General features: G+C 67.1%; 23 protein-coding genes. 10 read left to right on the top strand and 13 right to left on the bottom strand.

The window, feature by feature from the left end; translation table 11 throughout:
- Positions 1-9 precede the first annotated feature (9 nt).
- Entirely contained in the window at positions 10-702 is a 693-nt protein-coding gene (gene rpe / locus HUJ28_13475) for a ribulose-phosphate 3-epimerase (GenBank protein MBD3620477.1), read from the bottom strand.
- A 257-nt stretch (positions 703-959) separates the two neighbouring features.
- Between rpe and HUJ28_13470 the strand changes: the two genes are divergently transcribed.
- A complete protein-coding gene (locus HUJ28_13470) occupies positions 960-1,421 on the top strand; it encodes a CopD family protein (GenBank protein ID MBD3620476.1) in 462 nt (153 codons plus the stop codon).
- 130 nt (positions 1,422-1,551) lie between these two features.
- Here the strand turns inward: HUJ28_13470 and HUJ28_13465 are convergent, their stop codons facing one another.
- Positions 1,552-1,911, bottom strand: a complete 360-nt coding sequence (locus tag HUJ28_13465; protein MBD3620475.1) for a cupredoxin domain-containing protein — start codon at positions 1,909-1,911, stop codon at positions 1,552-1,554.
- Positions 1,908-4,145 (bottom strand): copper-translocating P-type ATPase, encoded by a 2,238-nt coding sequence (locus HUJ28_13460; GenBank protein MBD3620474.1) that lies wholly within the window; start codon positions 4,143-4,145, stop codon positions 1,908-1,910. The genes HUJ28_13465 and HUJ28_13460 overlap by 4 nt, the downstream gene beginning before the upstream one ends.
- A 142-nt stretch (positions 4,146-4,287) precedes the next feature.
- On the opposite strand from HUJ28_13460, the gene HUJ28_13455 reads away from it, so the two are divergent.
- Positions 4,288-5,247: a sigma-54-dependent Fis family transcriptional regulator gene (locus HUJ28_13455; GenBank protein MBD3620473.1), complete on the top strand. Its 960-nt coding sequence runs from the start codon at positions 4,288-4,290 to the stop codon at positions 5,245-5,247.
- Positions 5,248-5,379: 132 nt separating this feature from the next.
- Here HUJ28_13455 and HUJ28_13450 read toward each other — a convergent pair whose 3' ends face one another.
- From HUJ28_13450 to purE, 5 genes are all read right to left on the bottom strand, one after another.
- The gene (locus HUJ28_13450) at positions 5,380-5,700 is read right to left on the bottom strand and encodes a cytochrome c (GenBank protein ID MBD3620472.1); all 321 of its coding nucleotides are present in this window, start codon (positions 5,698-5,700) and stop codon (positions 5,380-5,382) included.
- A gap of 122 nt (positions 5,701-5,822) precedes the next feature.
- Complete coding sequence (locus tag HUJ28_13445) at positions 5,823-6,488, bottom strand: energy-coupling factor ABC transporter permease (protein ID MBD3620471.1); 666 nt, start codon at positions 6,486-6,488, stop codon at positions 5,823-5,825.
- The gene (locus tag HUJ28_13440; GenBank protein MBD3620470.1) at positions 6,489-7,097 is read right to left on the bottom strand and encodes a class I SAM-dependent methyltransferase; all 609 of its coding nucleotides are present in this window, start codon (positions 7,095-7,097) and stop codon (positions 6,489-6,491) included.
- Entirely contained in the window at positions 7,094-8,227 is a 1,134-nt protein-coding gene (locus HUJ28_13435; protein MBD3620469.1) for a 5-(carboxyamino)imidazole ribonucleotide synthase, read from the bottom strand. The genes HUJ28_13440 and HUJ28_13435 overlap by 4 nt, the downstream gene beginning before the upstream one ends.
- Position 8,228: 1 nt before the next feature.
- Complete coding sequence (purE, locus tag HUJ28_13430) at positions 8,229-8,723, bottom strand: 5-(carboxyamino)imidazole ribonucleotide mutase (GenBank protein MBD3620468.1); 495 nt, start codon at positions 8,721-8,723, stop codon at positions 8,229-8,231.
- 137 nt (positions 8,724-8,860) lie between these two features.
- Between purE and HUJ28_13425 the strand changes: the two genes are divergently transcribed.
- From HUJ28_13425 to bioD, 8 genes are all read left to right on the top strand, one after another.
- Positions 8,861-9,304, top strand: a complete 444-nt coding sequence (locus HUJ28_13425) for a phosphate-starvation-inducible PsiE family protein (protein MBD3620467.1) — start codon at positions 8,861-8,863, stop codon at positions 9,302-9,304.
- A 3-nt stretch (positions 9,305-9,307) separates the two neighbouring features.
- On the top strand, positions 9,308-10,192 hold the full coding sequence (locus HUJ28_13420; protein MBD3620466.1) for a phosphoribosylaminoimidazolesuccinocarboxamide synthase: 885 nt from the start codon (positions 9,308-9,310) through the stop codon (positions 10,190-10,192).
- Between the two features lies 1 nt (position 10,193).
- Complete coding sequence (locus HUJ28_13415; GenBank protein MBD3620465.1) at positions 10,194-11,132, top strand: hydrogen peroxide-inducible genes activator; 939 nt, start codon at positions 10,194-10,196, stop codon at positions 11,130-11,132.
- Between the two features lie 148 nt (positions 11,133-11,280).
- Complete coding sequence (locus tag HUJ28_13410) at positions 11,281-11,772, top strand: rubrerythrin (protein ID MBD3620464.1); 492 nt, start codon at positions 11,281-11,283, stop codon at positions 11,770-11,772.
- A gap of 39 nt (positions 11,773-11,811) precedes the next feature.
- Positions 11,812-11,982, top strand: coding sequence for a rubredoxin (locus tag HUJ28_13405; protein ID MBD3620463.1), 171 nt, complete (start codon positions 11,812-11,814; stop codon positions 11,980-11,982).
- An 81-nt stretch (positions 11,983-12,063) separates the two neighbouring features.
- Complete coding sequence (locus tag HUJ28_13400; protein ID MBD3620462.1) at positions 12,064-13,209, top strand: FAD-dependent oxidoreductase; 1,146 nt, start codon at positions 12,064-12,066, stop codon at positions 13,207-13,209.
- 64 nt (positions 13,210-13,273) lie between these two features.
- Positions 13,274-13,735: a PilZ domain-containing protein gene (locus HUJ28_13395; protein ID MBD3620461.1), complete on the top strand. Its 462-nt coding sequence runs from the start codon at positions 13,274-13,276 to the stop codon at positions 13,733-13,735.
- 43 nt (positions 13,736-13,778) lie between these two features.
- Positions 13,779-14,465, top strand: coding sequence for a dethiobiotin synthase (gene bioD, locus HUJ28_13390; protein ID MBD3620460.1), 687 nt, complete (start codon positions 13,779-13,781; stop codon positions 14,463-14,465).
- Here bioD and HUJ28_13385 read toward each other — a convergent pair.
- The 5 genes from HUJ28_13385 to HUJ28_13365 form a co-directional block, all read right to left on the bottom strand.
- Positions 14,454-14,990, bottom strand: a complete 537-nt coding sequence (locus tag HUJ28_13385; GenBank protein MBD3620459.1) for a molecular chaperone TorD family protein — start codon at positions 14,988-14,990, stop codon at positions 14,454-14,456. The genes bioD and HUJ28_13385 overlap by 12 nt on opposite strands.
- Before the next feature lie 100 nt (positions 14,991-15,090).
- Positions 15,091-15,492 carry a hydrolase gene (locus tag HUJ28_13380; GenBank protein ID MBD3620458.1) on the bottom strand — a complete coding sequence of 134 codons (402 nt, stop codon included), beginning with the start codon at positions 15,490-15,492 and terminating at the stop codon, positions 15,091-15,093.
- A gap of 134 nt (positions 15,493-15,626) precedes the next feature.
- The gene (locus HUJ28_13375) at positions 15,627-16,691 is read right to left on the bottom strand and encodes a fructose-bisphosphate aldolase class II (GenBank protein ID MBD3620457.1); all 1,065 of its coding nucleotides are present in this window, start codon (positions 16,689-16,691) and stop codon (positions 15,627-15,629) included.
- 86 nt (positions 16,692-16,777) lie between these two features.
- Positions 16,778-18,220 carry a pyruvate kinase gene (gene pyk / locus HUJ28_13370; GenBank protein MBD3620456.1) on the bottom strand — a complete coding sequence of 481 codons (1,443 nt, stop codon included), beginning with the start codon at positions 18,218-18,220 and terminating at the stop codon, positions 16,778-16,780.
- A gap of 66 nt (positions 18,221-18,286) precedes the next feature.
- Positions 18,287-19,462 (bottom strand): phosphoglycerate kinase, encoded by a 1,176-nt coding sequence (locus HUJ28_13365; protein MBD3620455.1) that lies wholly within the window; start codon positions 19,460-19,462, stop codon positions 18,287-18,289.
- Positions 19,463-19,553 lie beyond the last annotated feature (91 nt).

The raw sequence follows: 19,553 nt of genomic DNA, 5'->3' as shown, positions 1-19,553 counted from the left end.
GTCCCGCCGTCAGCCGGCCTTGGCCAGCTCGTCGCGCATGGCCTTGACGATGCTGTCGTACTTGTGGGGATCGGCGTCGTTGCGCTTGCCGAAGATGCCGGAGCCGGAGACGAAGGTGTCCACGCCGGCCGCCGCGACTTCCGCGATGTTGTCGACCTTGATGCCGCCGTCGATCTCCAGGCGGCAGTCCAGCCCCTGTTCGTCGATCATGGCGCGCACCTTGCGGGCCTTGTCCAGCACGTAGGGGATGAAGGCCTGGCCGCCGAAGCCCGGGTTCACCGACATCAGCAGCACCATGTCGCACATGGGCAGGGCGTACTCGAGCACGTCCAGCGGGGTGGCGGGGTTGAACACCAGGCCGGCCTTGCAGCCCTCGGCCTTGATCAGCTGGAGGGTGCGGTCGACGTGCTCGGAGGCCTCCGGGTGGAAGGTGATGTAGCTGGCACCCGCCGCGGCGAAGTCCGGGATGATGCGATCGACCGGCTTGACCATCAGGTGCACGTCGATGGGCGCGGTCACGCCGTGCTTGCGCAGGGCGTCGCAGACCAGCGGGCCGATGGTCAGGTTGGGCACGTAGTGGTTGTCCATCACGTCGAAGTGGACGATGTCGGCGCCGGACGCCAGCACGTTGTCGACTTCTTCGCCCAGCTTGGCGAAGTCGGCGGAGAGGATGGACGGTGCGATCGCAAAATCGTTAGCCATGGCAAAGCCTCGTGGGGTCTTGAGGGTGAATTCGGGACAGCCGGCGGGAACCCCTGAAAGGCCCGCACGCCGCCGCCCACCCATAAATTTTTGTGAACGGGCGACTTTACCCGATTGGGCGGGAATTTTCAGCCTCCCGCTGGCCGCGGGGCGCGACCGGCCGGGGCCGGGGGCGAAGTTGTCGCCACCGGGGGCTTGGGTCAGAATGGGGCGGCATTGCGACAGGACCAATAACACACCCCAATCAAGGAGTCCGCATGAGTCTCGCCATCAGTCTGCACGTCCTCGCCGCCATCGTCTGGGTGGGCGGCATGTTCTTCGCCTACATGGCCCAGCGCCCGGCCGCCGTCGAGGTGCTGGAACCGCCGCAGCGCCTGAAGCTGTGGGTCGCCACCTTCCGCCGCTTCTTCCCCTGGGTCTGGGCCGCGATCATCGCCCTGCTGGCCACCGGTTTCTGGATGCTGTTCGACCACTTCGGCGGCATGAAGGGCGCCCCGCTCTACGTGCACGCCATGCTCGGGCTCGGCATCCTCATGATGCTGATCTTCTTCCACGTCTTCTTCGCCCCCTACAACCGCCTCAAGGCCGCCGTGGCCGCCGAGGACTGGGCCACCGGCGGCAAGGCCCTCGCGCAGATCCGCCTGCTGGTGGGCATCAACACGGCCATCGGCCTGCTCACCGCCGTGGCCGGCGCCGCCGGGCCGTATCTGGTGCCCTGAGGGCGCGAGGGGGCAGTACATACTTAAACCGGGTTGTTGAGCCACAGAGGGCACAGAGGTAATCGGGAGCCCGGCTTTACTCTGTGTCCTCTGTGACCTCTGTGGCTCCCCGTCTTTACGCCTGAGGCCCTCACCTCACCACCAGCTTCCCCCGGTACATCTTCATCTGGCAGGTAAAGGCGTACTCGCCCGGGGCGGGCGGGGTGACGGTCACCGTCTTCTGCCGGTCCACCGGCAGCTCGGCGCTGATATCGAGGCCCTCGAAGATCACCTGCTCGGCGCAGGGGCTCGCGTCCTTGCGCAGGAAGCGCAGCTCGATCGGCTCGCCCGCCTTCGCCTCGATCACCCCCGGCGTGTAGACGCCATCGTCCACCAGGATGTCGATGGGCGCGCCGGTCGCGACGGTGCGGGCGCGCGGGCTGGAGAGCCAGAACCACCAGACGATGAGGCCGATGACCACCAGCCCCGCGAGGTTCACCAGCAGGCTCATGCGCGCACCTCCCGCTTCGGTTTGTAGAAGCGCAGCCGGTTGGCGTTGGTGACCACGGTGACGGAGGACATGGCCATGGCCGCGCCCGCGATCATGGGATTGAGCAGGATGCCCAGCGGATAAAACACGCCCGCGGCCAGCGGGATGCCGATGCCGTTGTAGATGAAGGCGCCGAACAGGTTCTGCTTGATGTTGCGCACCGTGGCGCGGGAGATGGCGATGGCCTCCACCACGCCGTGCAGCGAGCCGCGCATGAGGGTGATGTCGGCGCTCTCGATGGCCACGTCGGTGCCCGTGCCAATGGCAAAGCCCACGTCGGCACGGGCCAGCGCCGGGGCGTCGTTGATGCCGTCGCCGACCATGCCGACCACCTCGCCGCGGGCCTGCAGGGCCCCGACCTTCTCTTCCTTCTGCTCCGGCAACACCTCGGCGAAGACCTCGTCCACCCCCACCTGCCGGGCAACGGCCTCGGCGGTGGCCGCGTTGTCGCCCGTGAGCATCACCACCTTCAGTCCCAGGGCGTGCATGCGCGCGATGGCCTCGGCCGAATCGGCCTTGATGGGGTCGGCCACGCTCACCACGCCCGCCAGGGCACCGTCCACGGCCAGGTACATGGGGGTCTGTCCCGCGTCGGCCAGCGCCTTTGCACGCCCTTCCCAGTCGTCGACGGCGATGTCGCTCTCCGCCATGAGGCGGCGGTTGCCGAACAGGACCTCGGCGCCCGCCAAGCGGGCGCGCACGCCCTTGCCGGACACGGCCTCGAAGCCCTCGACCGTCTCCGGCGCGATGTCGCGCTCGCGGGCGGCCGCCACCACGGCCTCGGCCAGGGGGTGCTCGGAGGCCGCCTCGATGCTCGCCGCCAGGCGCAGGAGTCCGGCCTCGTCATGCCCCTCGGCCGGCAGCAGCTCCACCACCCGCGGCCGTCCCTCGGTGACGGTGCCGGTCTTGTCCAGCACCACCGTGGTGAGGCTGCGGGCCCGCTGCAGGGCCTCGCCGTTGCGGATCAGGGCGCCGAACTCGGCCGCCTTGCCCACGCCCACCATGATGGAGATGGGCGTGGCCAGCCCCAGCGCGCAGGGGCAGGCGATCAGCAGCACGGTCATGGTCGCGGCGAGCATGTAGCTCACCCGCGGCTCGGGGCCGAAGTTGAACCAGGCGAGCAAGGTGAGCGTGGCGATGATGAGCACGCTCGGCACGAACACGGCCGAGATGCGGTCGGCCAGCCGGCCGATGGCGGGCTTGGAGGACTGGGCGCTGCGCACCAGCTCGATGATGCGCGCCAGGGCGGTGTCGGCGCCGATGCGTTTGGCCTGCATGAGAAAGCTGCCGCTCTTGTTGAGCGTGCCGCCGATGACCTCGTCGCCCTTGCCCCGGGCCACCGGCAGCGGCTCGCCGGTGAGCATGGACTCGTCGATGTTGGAATGCCCGTCGATGATCACCCCGTCCACCGGGATCTTCTCGCCCGGACGCACGCGCACGGTCTCGTCCAGCCCCACCTCCTCGATGGGCACGTCCATCTCCTTGCCGTTGCGGATGATGCGCGCCGTGCGCGGCTGCAGGCCGATGAGACGCTTGATGGCCTCCGAGGTCTTGCCCCGCGCGCGCATCTCCAGCGCCGCGCCAAGATTTATCAGCGCGATGATGATGAGCGCGGCCTCGAAGTACACGTGGCGGGCCAGTGCGGGCACCAGCGTGGGCCACAGGCTGATGAGCCAGGAATAGGCCCAGGCCGACCCGGTACCCAGGGCGATCAGGGTGTCCATGTTGGCGTTGTGATTGCGGAAGGCCTTCCAGGCGCCGACGAAGAACTGCCGGCCGGAGAACCACATCACGCCGGCGGTCACCAGGCCGGTGACGATCCAGAAGGCCTGCCCCCAGCCCGCCAGCGGCGGCATCAGCCCCAGCCAGTCGATGCCCATGAGCGGAAAACCCACTGCCGCGGCCACGCCGAACTTCCACAGCAGGCGCCGGTAATGGGCCATCTCCGCGGCCTCCTTCCCGGCCTCGTCGGCGATGCCGCGCAGCTCCGCCGCCTCGTAACCGGCCTGGCCGACGGCCGCGACCACCGCCTCGGGGGCGACCTCACCGCTCACGCTGGCGGTGCGCTCGCCGAGGTTCACCGTGGCCTCACGCACGCCGGGCACGGCGCGGATGGCGTTCTCCACCGCCGCCACGCAGCCGGCGCAACTCATGCCGCCGATGGAAAAGCGATAGCTGTGTTCGCTGTCCGCCATGAACAATCCCGCCTTCAGATGTGGATGAGATACCTATTATGGCTGACCGGGGTCAAGCCGGGGAGGTTCCGGCTTTGGCGGGTGGCGGCCGGGCTGGTATATTAGCCCGCATTCCTCACATGGACTTCCGGACACCGAGACCATGACCACGAACCCCTTCGAGCAGCAGCTGATCGGCAAGGACCCGGAGTTTCTGTCCGCCCTGCGGTCGGCCCACCTGGTCGCCGCCGCCGACGTCACCACGCTGATCCTCGGCGAGAGCGGGACGGGCAAGGAGCTGGTCGCCCGCGCCCTGCACGCCGCCAGCGCCCGCGCCGCCGGGCCCTTCGTGGCCGTGAACTGCGCCGCCCTGCCCGAATCGCTGGTCGAATCCGAACTCTTCGGCCACACGCGCGGCGCCTTCACCGGCGCCGACAGCGCCCAGCCCGGGCGCATCCGCGCGGCCGAGGGCGGGATGCTGTTCCTGGACGAGATCGGCGAACTGCCGCTGGCCGTGCAGGCCAAGCTGCTGCGCTTCCTCGAGAGCGGCGAGTGCCAGCCGCTGGGGGCGAACACCCCGGTGGCGACCGACATCCGCGTGGTGGCCGCCACCCACCGCGACCTCTACGCCGAGGTGCGGGCCGGCCGCTTCCGCGAAGACCTCTACTACCGCCTGAACATCGTCCCCGTGCAACTGCCCGCCCTGCGCGAGCGCCGCGGCGACATCCCGCTGCTGCTGGAACGCTTCAACAAGGCGCTGGCCGCCGAGCACGGCCTGGCCGCGCCCAGCTATACCCGCGAGGCCCTGCAGGCACTCAGGCGCTACCGCTGGCCGGGCAACGTGCGCGAACTGCGCAACTTCTGCGAACGCACGCTGATCCTGCTGAACGGACGCACGGTGGACGTCGGCAACCTGCCGCGCGAGATGCAGGGCCTCGATGCCATGCCCGCCGATGCGCCCATCACCCTGCCCGAGACCGGCCTGCGCCTGGAAGACGTGGAACTCAGTCTGATCCGCCAGGCCCTGTCACGCACCAACGGCAACCGCAGCCGGGCGGCGCGCCTGCTCGGCATCAGCCGCGACACCCTGCTCTACCGCATGCGCAAGTACGAGGTGGCCTGAGGCAGGATCGCCCGGGCGATCCTGCACCGACGCGCCCCTGCCCCGCCTGTGGCAAGGGAGTTGCACTTTCCATCACACAGGCACAAAAAGGCCCGGCCCGCTTTCGCGGGCCGGGCCTTTTCATCGAACGACTTACTTGCTGCAGCTCAGGCTGGCGAGGTAAGCGGCGATGTTGTTGATGTCGGTCTCGGACAGACCGGCGGCCATGGCCTTCATGGTCGCGTCGGTGCGGGTACCGTTCTGGTAGCCCTTCAGGGCGGTGACCAGGTAGGTCTCCTTCTGCCCTGCCAGGTTCGGGTACATCGGCACGTTGCTGATGCCGTTGGCACCGTGACAGCTCACGCAGGTGCCGGAATACTTGGCCTTGCCGGCGACCGGGTCGCCTGCGGCCATCGCGCCCGCCGAAGCCATGGTCAGCAGACCGGCCACTGCATAGGTCATCATCTTCTTCATCACACGTCCTCCGATTGAATGTAGGCACTTGCGTGCTGGCTATCCTGGCAGTGCAACTTCTTGTTTGCAGGCATTTTTGCAGAGCACGTGGGCAATGTAAACAAACCCGGCTGAACCGCTGGTTAACGGTTCTTCAGGTAGAAATCGTCGTCGAAGGTGGCCACCACATCCGGCTTGAGCACCACGAAGGCGGTCATTAACATGCCGTTGAGAATGGCCTCGGGCAGGACCAGCAGGGGCAGGTAGGCCAGGTACTCGTAGCCCATGCGCGGCAGGCTGTAGGCCCCGCTCAGCGTCAGCAGCGCGGCGACCAGCAGCACGCTGACGAGGATGGCCAGGGCTGCGGCGAGAAAGACGTTGATATACAGGTAGATGAAGAAGTGCGCCGGCAGGTATCGCCGGGCCAGGTGATGGACACCCAGGGTCACCAGCACAGGAGTCGCCCCCACGACCAGGGCATTGATGGCGAACGCCCCCCAGTCGCCGCCCCACAGCAGCAGCATGCCGACCAGCGCCGCCGAGGTGCCGACAATGGCCAGCCCCCAGCCGAACAGCAGGGTGAAGGCGGTCACGCCCAGGTAGTGCAGGGCGAGCCCGGGCGACACCCCGGCACGCAGGCTCCACAGGCCGATCAGCGCCAGACAGGCCACCAGGTAGAGGTTGAGCTGATCCGGACGCCACAGACGCCGCCAGTCGGCATGGCGCAGGGCGAAGAGCAACAGGAGCAGATACCCGCCGTTGGCCAGCAGGCCGAGGTCGGCGATCACCTGATCGGCGGCGATGAACATCTAGGCCGCCTTCTCCGCCATGGCCACGGTGTAGGTCCTGCCCTGCTTGATCTTCTCGTAGTTGCCGAACACGCGGGTGAGCTCGCGCTTGAACAGCTGGCGCAGGCCGGTGATGGTCACCACGTAGATCCGGCCGCCGGGACGCAGGTGGGCGTGGGCGTCGTGCAGCATGATGCCGAGCATCTCCTTGCCCACCTGGGCGGGCACGTTGGATGCGATCAGGTCGAACTGCCGCTCCCCGATGTGCTGGAAGGCGTTGCTCAGCATGGCCTCGGCGTTGCCGATGCCGTTGAGGGCGGCATTGCGGTTGGCGTATTCCACGGCCATGAAGTCCTTGTCCACCATCAACGTGCGCCCACCGGGCGCCAGCCGGGCGAGCGTGAGCCCGATGGGCCCGTAGCCGCAGCCCAGGTCGAGGCAGTCGTCGGCCGCGTTCACCTCGATGAAGTCCAGCAGCAGGCGCGTCCCCTCATCGACCCCCTTGGGCGAGAAGATGCCCCAGGTGCTGTGGAAGGTGAGCGTCTGCCCCCGCAGGGTGTCGGTGAAGACGATGTCCTGGCGCAGCCTGTCGATGGCGTCGCCGCTGTTCGGCAGGGTCTCGGGGCTCATGACCGCCCCGAGAGCTGCGACATGGCCCGGCGCGCATGGGCCAGCGCCGTGTCCACGTCATCGGCCAGGCAGCAGAAGTGGCCCATCTTGCGCCCGGGGCGGGCCGTGGATTTGCCATAGAGGTGCAGCTTGGCCGCCGGGTCGGCCAGCAGCCCCTCCCACGGCGGGTTACCCGATGCCCAGAGGTCGCCCAGCAGATTGATCATCACCACCGGCGAGAGCAGGCGCGTGTCGCCGAAGGGCAGGTCGCAGACCATGCGCACCTGCTGTTCGAACTGCGAGGTGATGCAGGCGTCGATGGTGTAGTGCCCGCTGTTGTGCGGGCGGGGGGCGACCTCGTTCACCAGCAGCTCGCCCGCATCGGTGACGAAGAACTCCACGCCCATCACGCCGCAGTAGTCCAGCGCCTCGGCGAGCCGCGTCGCCGCTGTCCGTGCCTTCGAGACCAGGGCGTCGTCGATGCGCGCCGGCACGATGGTGGTATCGAGGATGCCGTTCACGTGGATGTTCTCGGCCACCGGGTAGGTCGTCACCTGGCCGCTGGGATTGCGCGCCACCATCACCGAGACCTCCACGGCCAGGTTCACGCGCTGCTCGAGCACGCAGGGCACGCTGTCCATGGCCTGAAAGGCCTCGCATGCGGCCGCCAGGCTGTCCACCACGTACTGCCCCTTGCCGTCGTAGCCGAAGGCGGCACGCTTGAGGATGGCGGGGCCGCCGATGGCCGCGAAGGCCGCCTCCAGCTCCGCCGGCGACTCGACGGCGCGAAACTGCGCGGTGGCGAGGCCCGCCTGGTGGATGAAGGTCTTCTCGCGGATGCGGTTCTGGGTCTGCTCCAGGGCCTCGGCCGCGGGGCGCACGGGACAGAAGGCCGCCAGCCTGCGCAGGGTGTCTGCCGGGATGTTCTCGAACTCGGTGGTGACGGCGGCGCAGGAACGGCCCAGCTGTTCCAGGGCCCAGTCGTCGTTGTAGGCGGCATGCAGGTGTTCGTCGGCCAGGCGGCCGGCCGGGCTGTCCGGGTCCGGGTCCAGCACGATGACGCGGTAGCCCATGGTGCGCGCGGCGATGGTGAACATGCGACCGAGCTGGCCGCCGCCCAGCATGCCCAGGGTCGCACCCGGCAGTATCACCTCAGGCCTCCGGGGGCAGGGTCATGTCGAACACGGCCTGTTCCTGGCGGGCACGGAACTCGGCCAGCTTCGCGGCCAGCGCCGCATCCTCGCCCGCCAGCATGGCCACGGCGAAGAGCCCGGCATTGGCCGCGCCGGCCTCGCCGATGGCGAAGGTGGCCACCGGCACCCCCTTGGGCATCTGCACGATGGACAGCAGTGAATCCTGCCCCTTGAGGTAGCGCGAGGGGACCGGCACGCCCAGCACCGGCACGGTGGTCTTGGCGGCCAGCATGCCCGGCAGGTGGGCGGCCCCGCCGGCCCCGGCGATGATGGCCTTGAGGCCGCGCTCGCGTGCAGTGGCGGCATACTCGAACAGCAGATCGGGGGTGCGGTGTGCCGAGACGACACGGTATTCGTGGGCCACGCCGAAGGCCGCGAGCTGCTCCACGGCATGCTGCATGACGGGCCAGTCGCTGCTGCTGCCCATGACGACGCCGACCAGTGGCTTGCTCATCCGCTATTCCCCCGCAAAAACGCGTGAAAAAACGTGCATTTATACCCTTATGCCCCGCCAAAGCCAAGCGCCGGGCCGGTGGCGGCCGCGGCCTTTTAAGGATAGTGGCCACCATAGAGATTCGCTATGATGCCACCATGGACAGCAAACCAAGACAATTGCCGGCCGCGCGCCTGGGCAGGAAGATGATCAAGGTGGTCGAGTCGATCGCCCTGTTCGTCATCGCACTCGCCACCCTCTACGCCACCGGCGAGGAGATCTGGAAGATGATCAGCACCCGCGAGGTCACCCTCGGGGACCTGCTGCTGCTGTTCATCTACCTCGAGGTCCTGACCATGGTGGGCGTGTACCTGGACTCCGGCGCCCTGCCGGTACGCATCCCGCTGTACATCGCCATCGTCGCCCTGGCCCGCCACGTGATGATCGACATCAAGTCCATCAGCGAGTGGGGACTGGTGGCCTTTGGCGCAACCATCCTGCTCATCGCGCTGGCCGTGCTGGTGATCCGCTACGGCCACCTCAGATTTCCCTATGAATCCCCGCGCGAGATCGCGCACGACGACGTCTTTTCCAAGCGGTAGCCCATGACCACGCCCCTGTACGAATCCCGGCTCACCAGCCTGCCGCTGATCCAGCGCGGCAAGGTGCGCGACATCTATGCGGTCGACGACGCGCACATGCTCATCGTCACCACCGACCGGCTCTCCGCCTTCGACGTGATCCTGCCCACGCCCATCCCGGGCAAGGGCGAGGTGCTCACCCAGGTCTCCAGCTTCTGGTTCGCGAAGATGCGGCACATCATCCCGAACCACCTGAGCGACCTGAAGCTAGAGGACGTGATCCCGGATGCGGCCGAACGCGCGCCGCTGGAGGGCCGTTCCATCATCGTGCGCAAGCTCCGCCCCCTGCCGATCGAGGCCATCGTGCGCGGCTACCTCATCGGCTCCGGCTGGAAGGACTACCAGCAGACCGGCGCGGTCTGCGGCATCCCGCTGCCCGCGGGCCTGCAGCTCGCGGACCAGCTGCCGGAACCGATCTACACCCCCTCCACCAAGGCCGAGGTGGGCGATCACGACATCAACGTCGACTTCGAGCACACGGTCGGGCTGGTCGGCCAGGACATCGCCACCCAGGTGCGCGACACGAGCCTGCGCATCTACCGGGAGGCCGCGAGCTATGCCCGCGAGCGCGGCATCATCATCGCCGATACCAAGTTCGAGTTCGGCCTGGACGACGACGGCCGGCTGGTCCTGATCGACGAGGCGCTGACCCCCGACTCCTCCCGCTTCTGGCCGGCCGACACCTACCGTCCGGGGATCAGCCCGCCCTCCTTCGACAAGCAGTTCGTGCGCGACTACCTGGAGACGCTGGACTGGGACAAGACCGCACCCGGCCCCGAACTGCCGGCCGAGATCGTGGAAAAGACGGCCGAGAAATACCGCGAGGCGCTGCGCCGCCTGACCGCCTGACATGACCCTCACGGAGCTGCGCTACATCGTCGCCGTCGCCCGGGAACGCCACTTCGGGCGCGCCGCCGAGGCCTGCTTCGTCTCCCAGCCCACGCTCAGCATGGGCGTCAAGCGCCTGGAAGAGGAGCTGGGGCTGGAGATCTTCGAGCGCAGCAAGAACGAGGTGAAGCTCACCGCCGCCGGTGAGGAGATCGTCACCCAGGCCCAGCGCGCCCTCGAAGAGGCCGACCGCATCAAGGAGATCGCCGAGCACGGCAAGGACCCGCTGGCCGGCCCGCTGCGCTTCGGCACCATCTACACCATCGGCCCCTACCTGCTGCCGCACCTCATCCCCGAGCTGCACCAGCGTGCCCCGCAGATGCCCCTGCTGCTGGAGGAAAACTACACGGCCGTGCTCGCCGAAAAGCTCAAGCGCGGCCAGCTCGACGTCATCCTCATCTCCCTGCCCTTCGCCGAGCCCGGCATCCGCACCTGGCCGGTATATGACGAGCCCTTCGTCGTGCTGCTGCCGGCCAGTCACCCGCTGCAGGAACAGACCGTGATCAGCGCCGGGGAGCTGGCCCGGCAGAACCTGCTGCTGCTCGGCCAGGGACACTGCTTTCGCGACCAGGTCCTGCAGGTCTGTCCCGAGTGCAACCGCAGCGCCACCACCGAGGGCAGCATGCAGAAGACCCTGGAGGGCAGCTCGCTGGAGACCATTCGGCACATGGTCGCCTCCGGCATGGGGTCCACGGTCCTGCCCTGCTCGGCGGCCGGGGCCGACCAGTACAGCCGCCGGCTGGTGACCATCCGCCGCTTTGCCGACCCGGCCCCCACCCGCCGCGTGGCCCTGGCCTGGCGCGAGTCCTTCCACCGCACCCCGGCCATCCGCGCCCTGCACGCGGCCATCCAGGCCAGCCCCCTGACCTGCGTGGAGATGCTGGACCTGCCGCTGGAGTGATAGCCGGGTGCTATCGATCTCCCTCGCTCAATCGATAGTATTTAACTATCAATCGATTCAAAACATTCGATTTCATCAATCGATGACCCGCCCCTAGACTGTGCCCCGTAGCCTGAAATTCACCCAACCTTTCAGAGGGGATACACAGATGAGCAACACCAAGAACCCGTCGGTCACCATCCAGAACCTCGAAGCGGCCCTGGCCGGCGAGTCGATGGCCCACATCAAGTACATGTACTTCGCCCAGGTCGCCCGCGCCGAAGGCGACATCGAGACCGCCGAGGTCTTCGAGGAAACCGCGAAGCAGGAGGTCCAGCACGCCTTCGGTCACATGGACCTGCTGTACCCGAAGGCAAGGCTCGACACCGCCAAGTGCCTGGAGCTGGCCATCGAGGGCGAGACCTACGAGTACACCGAGATGTACCCGAACTTCCGCCACCTGGCCGTGGAAGAGGGCAACGAGGCCGCGGTGCGCGAGTTCGACGAGCAGATCGCGGAATCGAAGGAACACGCGGACATGTTCAAGGCCACGCTGGAGAAGGCGGCCAAGCGCTTCGGCGCCCTGACCAAGGTCGAGGAGCGCCACGCCAACCGCTACCGCGACACCCTGGCCCGGGTGAACGCGAAGAACGCGGCCTGATTGCAGCCTGAAGCGAATTCAATTCAACGAGGTGATGATATGAAAAAGTGGGAATGCGTGGTTTGCGGCTTCATCTACGACGAGGCCCAGGGCCTGCCCGAAGAGGGCATCGCCGCCGGCACCAAGTGGGAAGACATCCCGGAAGACTGGGAATGCCCGGACTGCGGTGTCGCCAAGGCCGACTTCGACATGATCGAGATCGCTGCCTGAGCCACAACCAGGGCAATCGCCTGCACCGCGGCCGTCACGGCCGCGGTTTTTTACCCAGGACAAGAGACACAGGAGTCATCCATGAATCCCATCGTCATTATCGGTACCGGCCTGGCCGGCTACACGCTGGCGCGCGAGTTCCGCAAGCTCGACGCCGACACGCCGCTGGTGCTGATCAGCGCCGATGATGGCGCCTTCTATTCCAAGCCGATGCTGTCCAATGCCTTCGCCCAGGGCAAGGACGCGGCGGCACTGGTGAACACCCCGGCCGAGAAGATGGCCGAGCAGCTCGATGCCCGCATCCTCACGCAGACCCGGGTCACCGGCATCGACACCCACGCCAGCCAGGTGGTGGCCGGGCAGGAGACGATCGGCTATGCCCGCCTGGTGCTGGCCCTGGGTGCCGATCCCATCCGCCTGCCGCTCGACGGGGATGCGGCCGACAGCGTGCTCTCGGTCAACGACCTGGCGGACTATGCCCGGTTTCGCGAGGCCCTGGAGCAGGGGCCGCGCGTGGCGCTGCTCGGCGCCGGCCTCATCGGCTGCGAGTTCGCCAATGACCTGGCCGGCCATGGCTACATCGTGGACGTGATCGACCTGGCCCCACTGCCGCTGGGACGCCTGCTGCCCGAGGCCTGCGGGATCGCCATGCGCGATGCCCTGACCGCGGCCGGCATCCGCCTGCACCTTGGCACCCAGGTCGAGCGCATCGTGCGGGAGGCCAGCGGCATCGCCCTGACGCTCGCCAACGGCGAGACCATCGATGCCGACACCGTGCTCTCCGCCGTGGGCCTGCGTCCGCGCACGGTCCTGGCCGAGTCCGCGGGGCTTGCCGTGGGCCGCGGCATCCAGGTGGATCGCCGGCTGCAGACCAGCGCCGAGGACGTCTATGCCCTGGGCGACTGCGCGGAGGTCGATGGCGTGGTACTGCCCTACATCATGCCCATCATGCACGCGGCCCGGGCGCTGGCGAAGACACTGGCCAACGAGCCCACTCCCGTCAGCTACCCGGCCATGCCGGTGGTGGTAAAGACCCCGGCGCTGGCCACCGTGGTCAACCCGCCCGCGCCGGGCAGCGAGGGCGAGTGGCGCATAAGCGGCCAGGCGCCGGACCTGCGCGCCGACTTCGTCGGTCCCGACGGCCAGCTGCTCGGTGTCTGCCTGATGGGCGAGGCGACGAAGCAGAAGCAGGCGGTGACCCGCGAACTGCCCTCGCCGCTGGGCTGAACACCGCCCGGCAACACCCTGGCAGGGGCAGACGGGAAGCCGTCTCCCCACCTATACTCGGGGCATGCCAGCACACGACAGGCGCAGCCAGCGCGGCTTCATGCGCCACCCCTCCAACATCCCCATCGAGGTCGTCAGCGACCCGAAGAACCGGCTCGCCTCCCAGCTGCATGACGTCAGCCACGGCGGGCTCAGCTATCAGGCAGGCGAACCCCGCCGCCCCGGAGAAGTGGTGCGCCTGCGCATGCCGCTGATCGCCGAGGATGTCGAGACCCCGGCCCGGGTGGTCTGGTGCCGGCCCAATGCACAGGGTTACCAGATCGGCGTGGAATTCCTGCGCGAAGAAGACGCCTACCGCGCCCGCATGATCGAGCAGCTCTGCCACATCGAGCAGTACCGGCAGGCGGTGTTACAGCGTGAGGGTCGCCGGCTCGACAGCCAGCAGGCCGCCCTGGAGTGGATCGCAAAATACGCCAGCCGCTTTCCTGCCCCGGCCCCGCCGCAGGACCCGACCGAGAATCACTGACTGGCGGCTGCGGCCTCGCCCCGGCTGTGGAACAATAGCCCCCATGAATCCCTCTCTCGCAAAACGCGGTGTCTTTCTCACCGCTACCGACACCGGTGTCGGCAAGACCTTCGTGGGTACGCGGCTGGTCCATGCCCTGTCCCGGCAGGGTCACCGGATCGCGGTACGCAAGCCGGTCGAGTCCGGCTGCGCGCTGCAGGACGGCGAGCTGCACCCGGCCGACGCCCTGGCCCTGCAGGCCGCGGCCGGGAACCGCGAGGCACTGCAGGTCATCTGTCCGTACCGTTTCCGTCATGCCCTCTCGCCGCCGCGGGCAGCCAGCCTGGCCGGCGAACGGCTCCCGCTCGCGGCGCTACGCGCAGCCGCACTCAGCGGGCTGGACGGTTCGGACTGGCTGCATGTGGAAGGGGCCGGCGGGATCTGCTCGCCGATCGCCGAGGACGGGCTCAATGCCGACCTGGCCGCGGCCCTGGGCCTGCCACTGGTACTGGTGGTGCCGGACCGGCTGGGGGGAATCAATCAGGCCCTCATGGGGCTGGCGGCCGCCGAACGGCATGGCCTGCACGTGGCAGCCATGGTACTCAACCGCGTGACGGCAGAGACCGATCCGGACCTGGACAACGCGGATGAACTCGCCGCCCACAGCGAGTGCCCCCTCTACTGCCTGCCCTACGCTGCCGCTGACGGCCTGGACGCGCTGGCCGCCCAGCTGCTGGGTTCAGACGAATAGTTCCAGCAGCCGCCGGGCAACCCCGCGATAGAGTTCGACCTGCGCCTGGCGCTCGAGACGGGCTGCGAACTCCGGCACCCAGCCTCGCAGATGATCCCAGGCCTCGCCCAGCAGCGCCGGCCCCAGGTCATGCTCACTCTCGAGCAGTTCGGCCAGCAGATTCAGCTCGGCACAGAGATAGTCCGGCGGCATGTTGGTGAGCGGGAATCCCGCCCGCAGATGCAGCGAGACCATCGTCCAGGCGGGCTCCTCCCCCGGACCGGCGTAGTCGGTGGCGAAGGGCGGGCATTGGGCGGCCTGCTGCCCCCGGAAGAACAGCCGCCGGTATTCTGCCCGCCATTCATCCATCCCCAGGGTCGCCAGCTGCCGCTCGGCGCCGGCCAGCCAGTCCCAGACGGTGGCCAGGTCCTGCACCAGCTCGCGCACCGGTTCGCCCGGAAATGCCAGCAGACCACGCAGGAGGTGCAGCTCGTCCACGCTCAGTCGCGAGACACCCGGCTGACACTGCAGCTCGCTTGTTTCCATGGTGGTCCTCTCCCGCCGCTGTTGGTACATGACCCGCGAATTCTGTCATGCGACTCGCGCCCGTATGCTGACCTAGATCAACGGGGCAAGGGGCAGGGACTCAGCTGGAATAACGGCGCCAGTAGGTATCGCGCCAGTAGTAGAGCACCGTGGTGTCCTGGATGGGGTAGGAGTCGGCGTAATCGATGCCGCGTTGCGGCTCCTCGATATTGTCCTGCGACGGGTCCAACGGCCGCCACAGCGGATCGCGGCGCTCGGCCTCGATGGGTGCCCGCGTGAGCCCGCTGTTGCGCTTCTCGGCCGCCTGGCAGGCGACGAAATTCTGCTGGCCGCGCTCCAGCGAGACGGTATTGGCGGCACCCGGCATCAGCGGGAAGCGCAGCTGGGCGAGGTTGTCCTGCCACAGGCAGATGGGACAGGTCTGGTAACTGCCGGGCTGGGTGGTGAACACGAGGTAGCCGCAACAGGGGCAGGGATATTTCTGGCCGGTGTCTTCAAACATGAATCCTCCCGGGATGGACTACTGGGAAAAGCTTAGGCGCAAATCCGCGACTTCGCAGCGCGCCGGGCGTCACGCCATAAAAAAGGGGGGCGGATGAACCGCCCCCCTTAGCGCTGCAGGCCGTGACCGGGGTCTTAGTTGACCTTCGGATCCAGCTCGCCGCTGAGGTAGCGGGCAGTCATGTCTTCCAGCGAGATCGGCTTGATCTTGGAAGCCATGCCGGCACAGCCGAAGGCCTCGTAACGGGCCTTGCAGATCTCCTTCATGGCCGCGGTGGAGGCCTTGAGGAACTTGCGCGGGTCGAAGTTGGACGCGTTCTCCGCCAGGTGCTTGCGGATGGCACCGGTGGAGGCCATGCGCAGGTCGGTGTCGATGTTGACCTTGCGCACGCCGTTCTTGATGCCCTCGACGATCTCCTCGACCGGCACACCATAGGTGGTACCCATGTCGCCGCCGTAGTTGTTGATGATTTCCAGCCATTCCTGCGGCACCGAGGAGGAGCCGTGCATGACGAGATGCACCGACGGGATGCGCTGGTGGATTTCCTTCACGCGGTCGATACGCAGCACCTTGCCGGTCGGTTTCTGGGTGAACTTGTAGGCGCCGTGGGAGGTGCCGATGGCGATGGCCAGGGCGTCCACACCGGTCTTCTTCACGAAGTCGGCGGCCTCTTCCGGATCGGTGAGCAGCATGTCCATGTCCAGCTTGCCCTCGGCACCGTGGCCGTCCTCTTCACCCATCATGCCGGTTTCCAGCGAACCCAGGCAGCCGAGCTCGCCTTCCACGGAGACACCGCCGGCGTGGGCGATTTCCACCACCTTGCGGGTGACTTCCACGTTGTATTCATAGGTGGCCGGGGTCTTCATGTCGGGCATGAGGGAACCGTCCATCATGACCGAGGAAAAACCGGACTGGATCGAGCGCAGGCAGACAGCCGGCTCGGAGCCGTGGTCCTGGTGCATCACGATCGGGATGTGCGGGTACATCTCGACAGCGGCCTGGATCAGGTGACGCAGGAAGGGCTCGCCCGCGTAGGAACGCGCACCGGCCGAACCCTGCATGATCACCGGCGAATCGACTTCGTCGGCCGCCTGCATGATGGCATGCACCTGTTCCATGTTGTTCACGTTGAAGGCGGGCATGCCGTAGCCATGCTCGGCGGCATGATCCAGCAGCTGACGCATCGAAATCAGGGCCATAAGGGACCTCCTCTACAATTCCAAGTAAAACGCTAAAGTATAAGACAAGATGTCTGGAACAACTATCGGCCGGTGTGGTGACGGGGTCAGGCTTCGCCCGCGACCATCTCACCGACCCGGACGATCTTCATGGCATTGGTGCCGTTCTGCACCCCCATCAGATCGCCCTTGGTAATGATGACGAGATCACCGTCCGCCACCACACCCTGGCTCTTGAGCAGGTCCACGACACGCATGTTGGCCTCGGCGTGACTGGTCTGGATGGTGGGGAACTGGACGGGATAGACGCCGCGATAAAGGCTTACCTTTCTACACGTCTCCTCATGACGCGTCAACGCGTAGATGGGGATGCCGGAGCTGATGCGCGACATCCACAACGTGGTGGAGCCGGACTCGGTCAGCGCAGCAATCGCCTTTACATTCAGGTGGTTAGCCGTGTACATGCTGGCCATGGCAATGGCCTCGTCCACGCGCTGGAAGGTCTGGTTGATGCGGTGGTCCGAGACCTTGGCGGTGCGCTGCTGCTCGGCCGACTCGCAGATGCGCCCCATGGCGGCAACAACCTTGTCCGGGTACTTGCCGGTGGCGGTCTCGCCCGAGAGCATCACGGCGTCGGTGCCGTCGAGCACGGCGTTGGCCACGTCGAACACCTCGGCGCGGGTCGGGATCGGATTGACGATCATCGACTCCATCATCTGCGTGGCCGTGATGGCGATGCGGTTCATCTCACGGGCGCGCTTGATCAGCAGCTTCTGCACGGCCGGCAGCTCGGCGTCGCCAATCTCCACGCCCAGGTCGCCGCGCGCGATCATGATGGTATCGGAGGCCTCGATGATCTCGTCGATGCACTCCAGGGCCTCGGCCCGCTCGATCTTGGAGACGATGCCCGCCTTGCCACCGGCCTCCTCCATCAGGCGCCGGCATTCACGCACGTCCTCGGCGTTGCGCGGGAAGGACATGGCGAGGTAGTCCACGCCGATGGCCGCCGCGGTCCGGATGTCGGCACGGTCCTTGTCGGTGATGGCCTCGGCCGACAGCCCGCCGCCCAGGCGGTTGATCCCCTTGTTGTTCGAGAGGATGCCGCCGTGCACCACGGTGGTGTGGATCTTCTGCCCCTCGACCTTTTCCACCTTGAGGACCAGGCGGCCGTCGTCCAGCAGCAGCGTGTCGCCCGCGACCACGTCGTTGGGCAGGGCCTTGTAGGTCAGGCCCACGGCCTGCTCGTCACCCGCGTTCTTGTCCAGGTCGGCGTCCAGGACGAAGGGCGCGCCCTCCTCCAGGTTGACCTGGCCGTCCTTGAAGCGGTCGATGCGGATCTTTGGGCCCTGCAGGTCGCCGAGTATGGCCACCTGGCGCCCGAGCTTCTTCGAGGCCTCGCGGACCATGTCGGCCCGACGCTGGTGTTCCTCGGGGCTGCCGTGGGAGAAATTCAGGCGCACCACGTCCACCCCGGCCTTCACCAGTCGCTCCACCACTGCCGGAGTATCGGTGGCCGGACCCATGGTGGCGATGATCTTTGTTCTTCTCACAGGCAGTTAAACCTTCTTGGTTGATGCAACGAAAGGGGCCGCGAAAGGCGGCCCCTGCTCACACGATCACTTCGCGCGCTGTTCCAGGATTTCCACGGCCGGCAGTTTCTTGCCTTCCAGGAATTCGAGGAAGGCGCCGCCGCCGGTGGAGATGTAGGAGACCTTGTCGGCGATGTCGTACTTGTCCACCGCGGCCAGGGTGTCGCCGCCGCCCGCGATCGAGAAGGCGTCGGATTCGGCGATGGCCAGCGACAGGGCCTTGGTGCCCTCGCCGAACTGGTCGAACTCGAACACGCCCACCGGACCGTTCCAGACGATGGTACCCGCCTTCTTGAGGATTTCCTCGAACAGCTTCGAGGTTTCGGGACCGACGTCGAAGATCATGTCGTCGTCCTGCACGTCCGCCACCGGCTTCAGCTCGGCCGCGGCGGTCTCGGAGAATTCCTTGCCGCAGACCACGTCCACCGGCACCGGGATGCTGCCGCCACGCGACTCGGCGTCGGCGGAGAGCTTCTTGCAGGTGTCGATGAGATCGGCCTCGTACAGCGACTTGCCCACGTTGTGGCCGGCCGCGGCGATGAAGGTGTTGGCGATGCCGCCACCGACGATCAGCTGGTCGACGACCTTGGACAGGGATTCCAGCACGGTGAGCTTGGTGGAGACCTTGGAGCCGCCGACGATGGCGACCATCGGGCGCTTCGGGTTGTCCAGGGCCTTGCCCAGGGCATCCAGCTCGGCCGCCAGCAGCGGGCCGGCGCAGGCGGTGGGGGCGTACTTGGCCACGCCGTGGGTGGAGGCCTGGGCGCGGTGCGCGGTGCCGAAGGCGTCCATCACGAAGACGTCGCACAGGGCAGCGTACTTCTTGGACAGTTCGTCGTCGTTCTTCTTCTCACCTGCGTTGAAGCGCACGTTCTCGAGGATCACGACGTCGCCGTCGTTGAGTTCGACGCCACCGAGGTAGTCCTTCACCAGGCCCACGTCCTTGCCCAGCAGGCCGCCCATGTGGGCCGCCACCGGCGCCAGGGAGAATTCCTCGGCGTACTCGCCCTCGGTGGGACGGCCGAGGTGGGACATGATCATGACCTTGGCACCGGCCTTGATGCAGTGCTCGATGGTCGGCAGGGAGGCACGGATGCGCTTGTCGCTGGTGACCTTGCCGTCCTTGAGCGGGACGTTGAGATCCTGACGGATGAGGACACGCTTGCCGGCGAGATCCAGGTCGGTCATCTTGATGACGGACATGACACACTCCTATAGAGACTTTGCATAGATTAAGAATGGTTTGTGAAGCCCGGGTAACGGCTTGACGAACAATTCTCGAAACAGCGCTTAA

Source organism: Chromatiales bacterium (assembly GCA_014762505.1).
In the GTDB taxonomy this organism is placed as follows: domain Bacteria; phylum Pseudomonadota; class Gammaproteobacteria; order SpSt-1174; family SpSt-1174; genus SpSt-1174.
The sequence above is the reverse complement of the archived record's forward strand: the minus strand, read 5'-3'. Positions and strand labels throughout refer to the sequence as shown.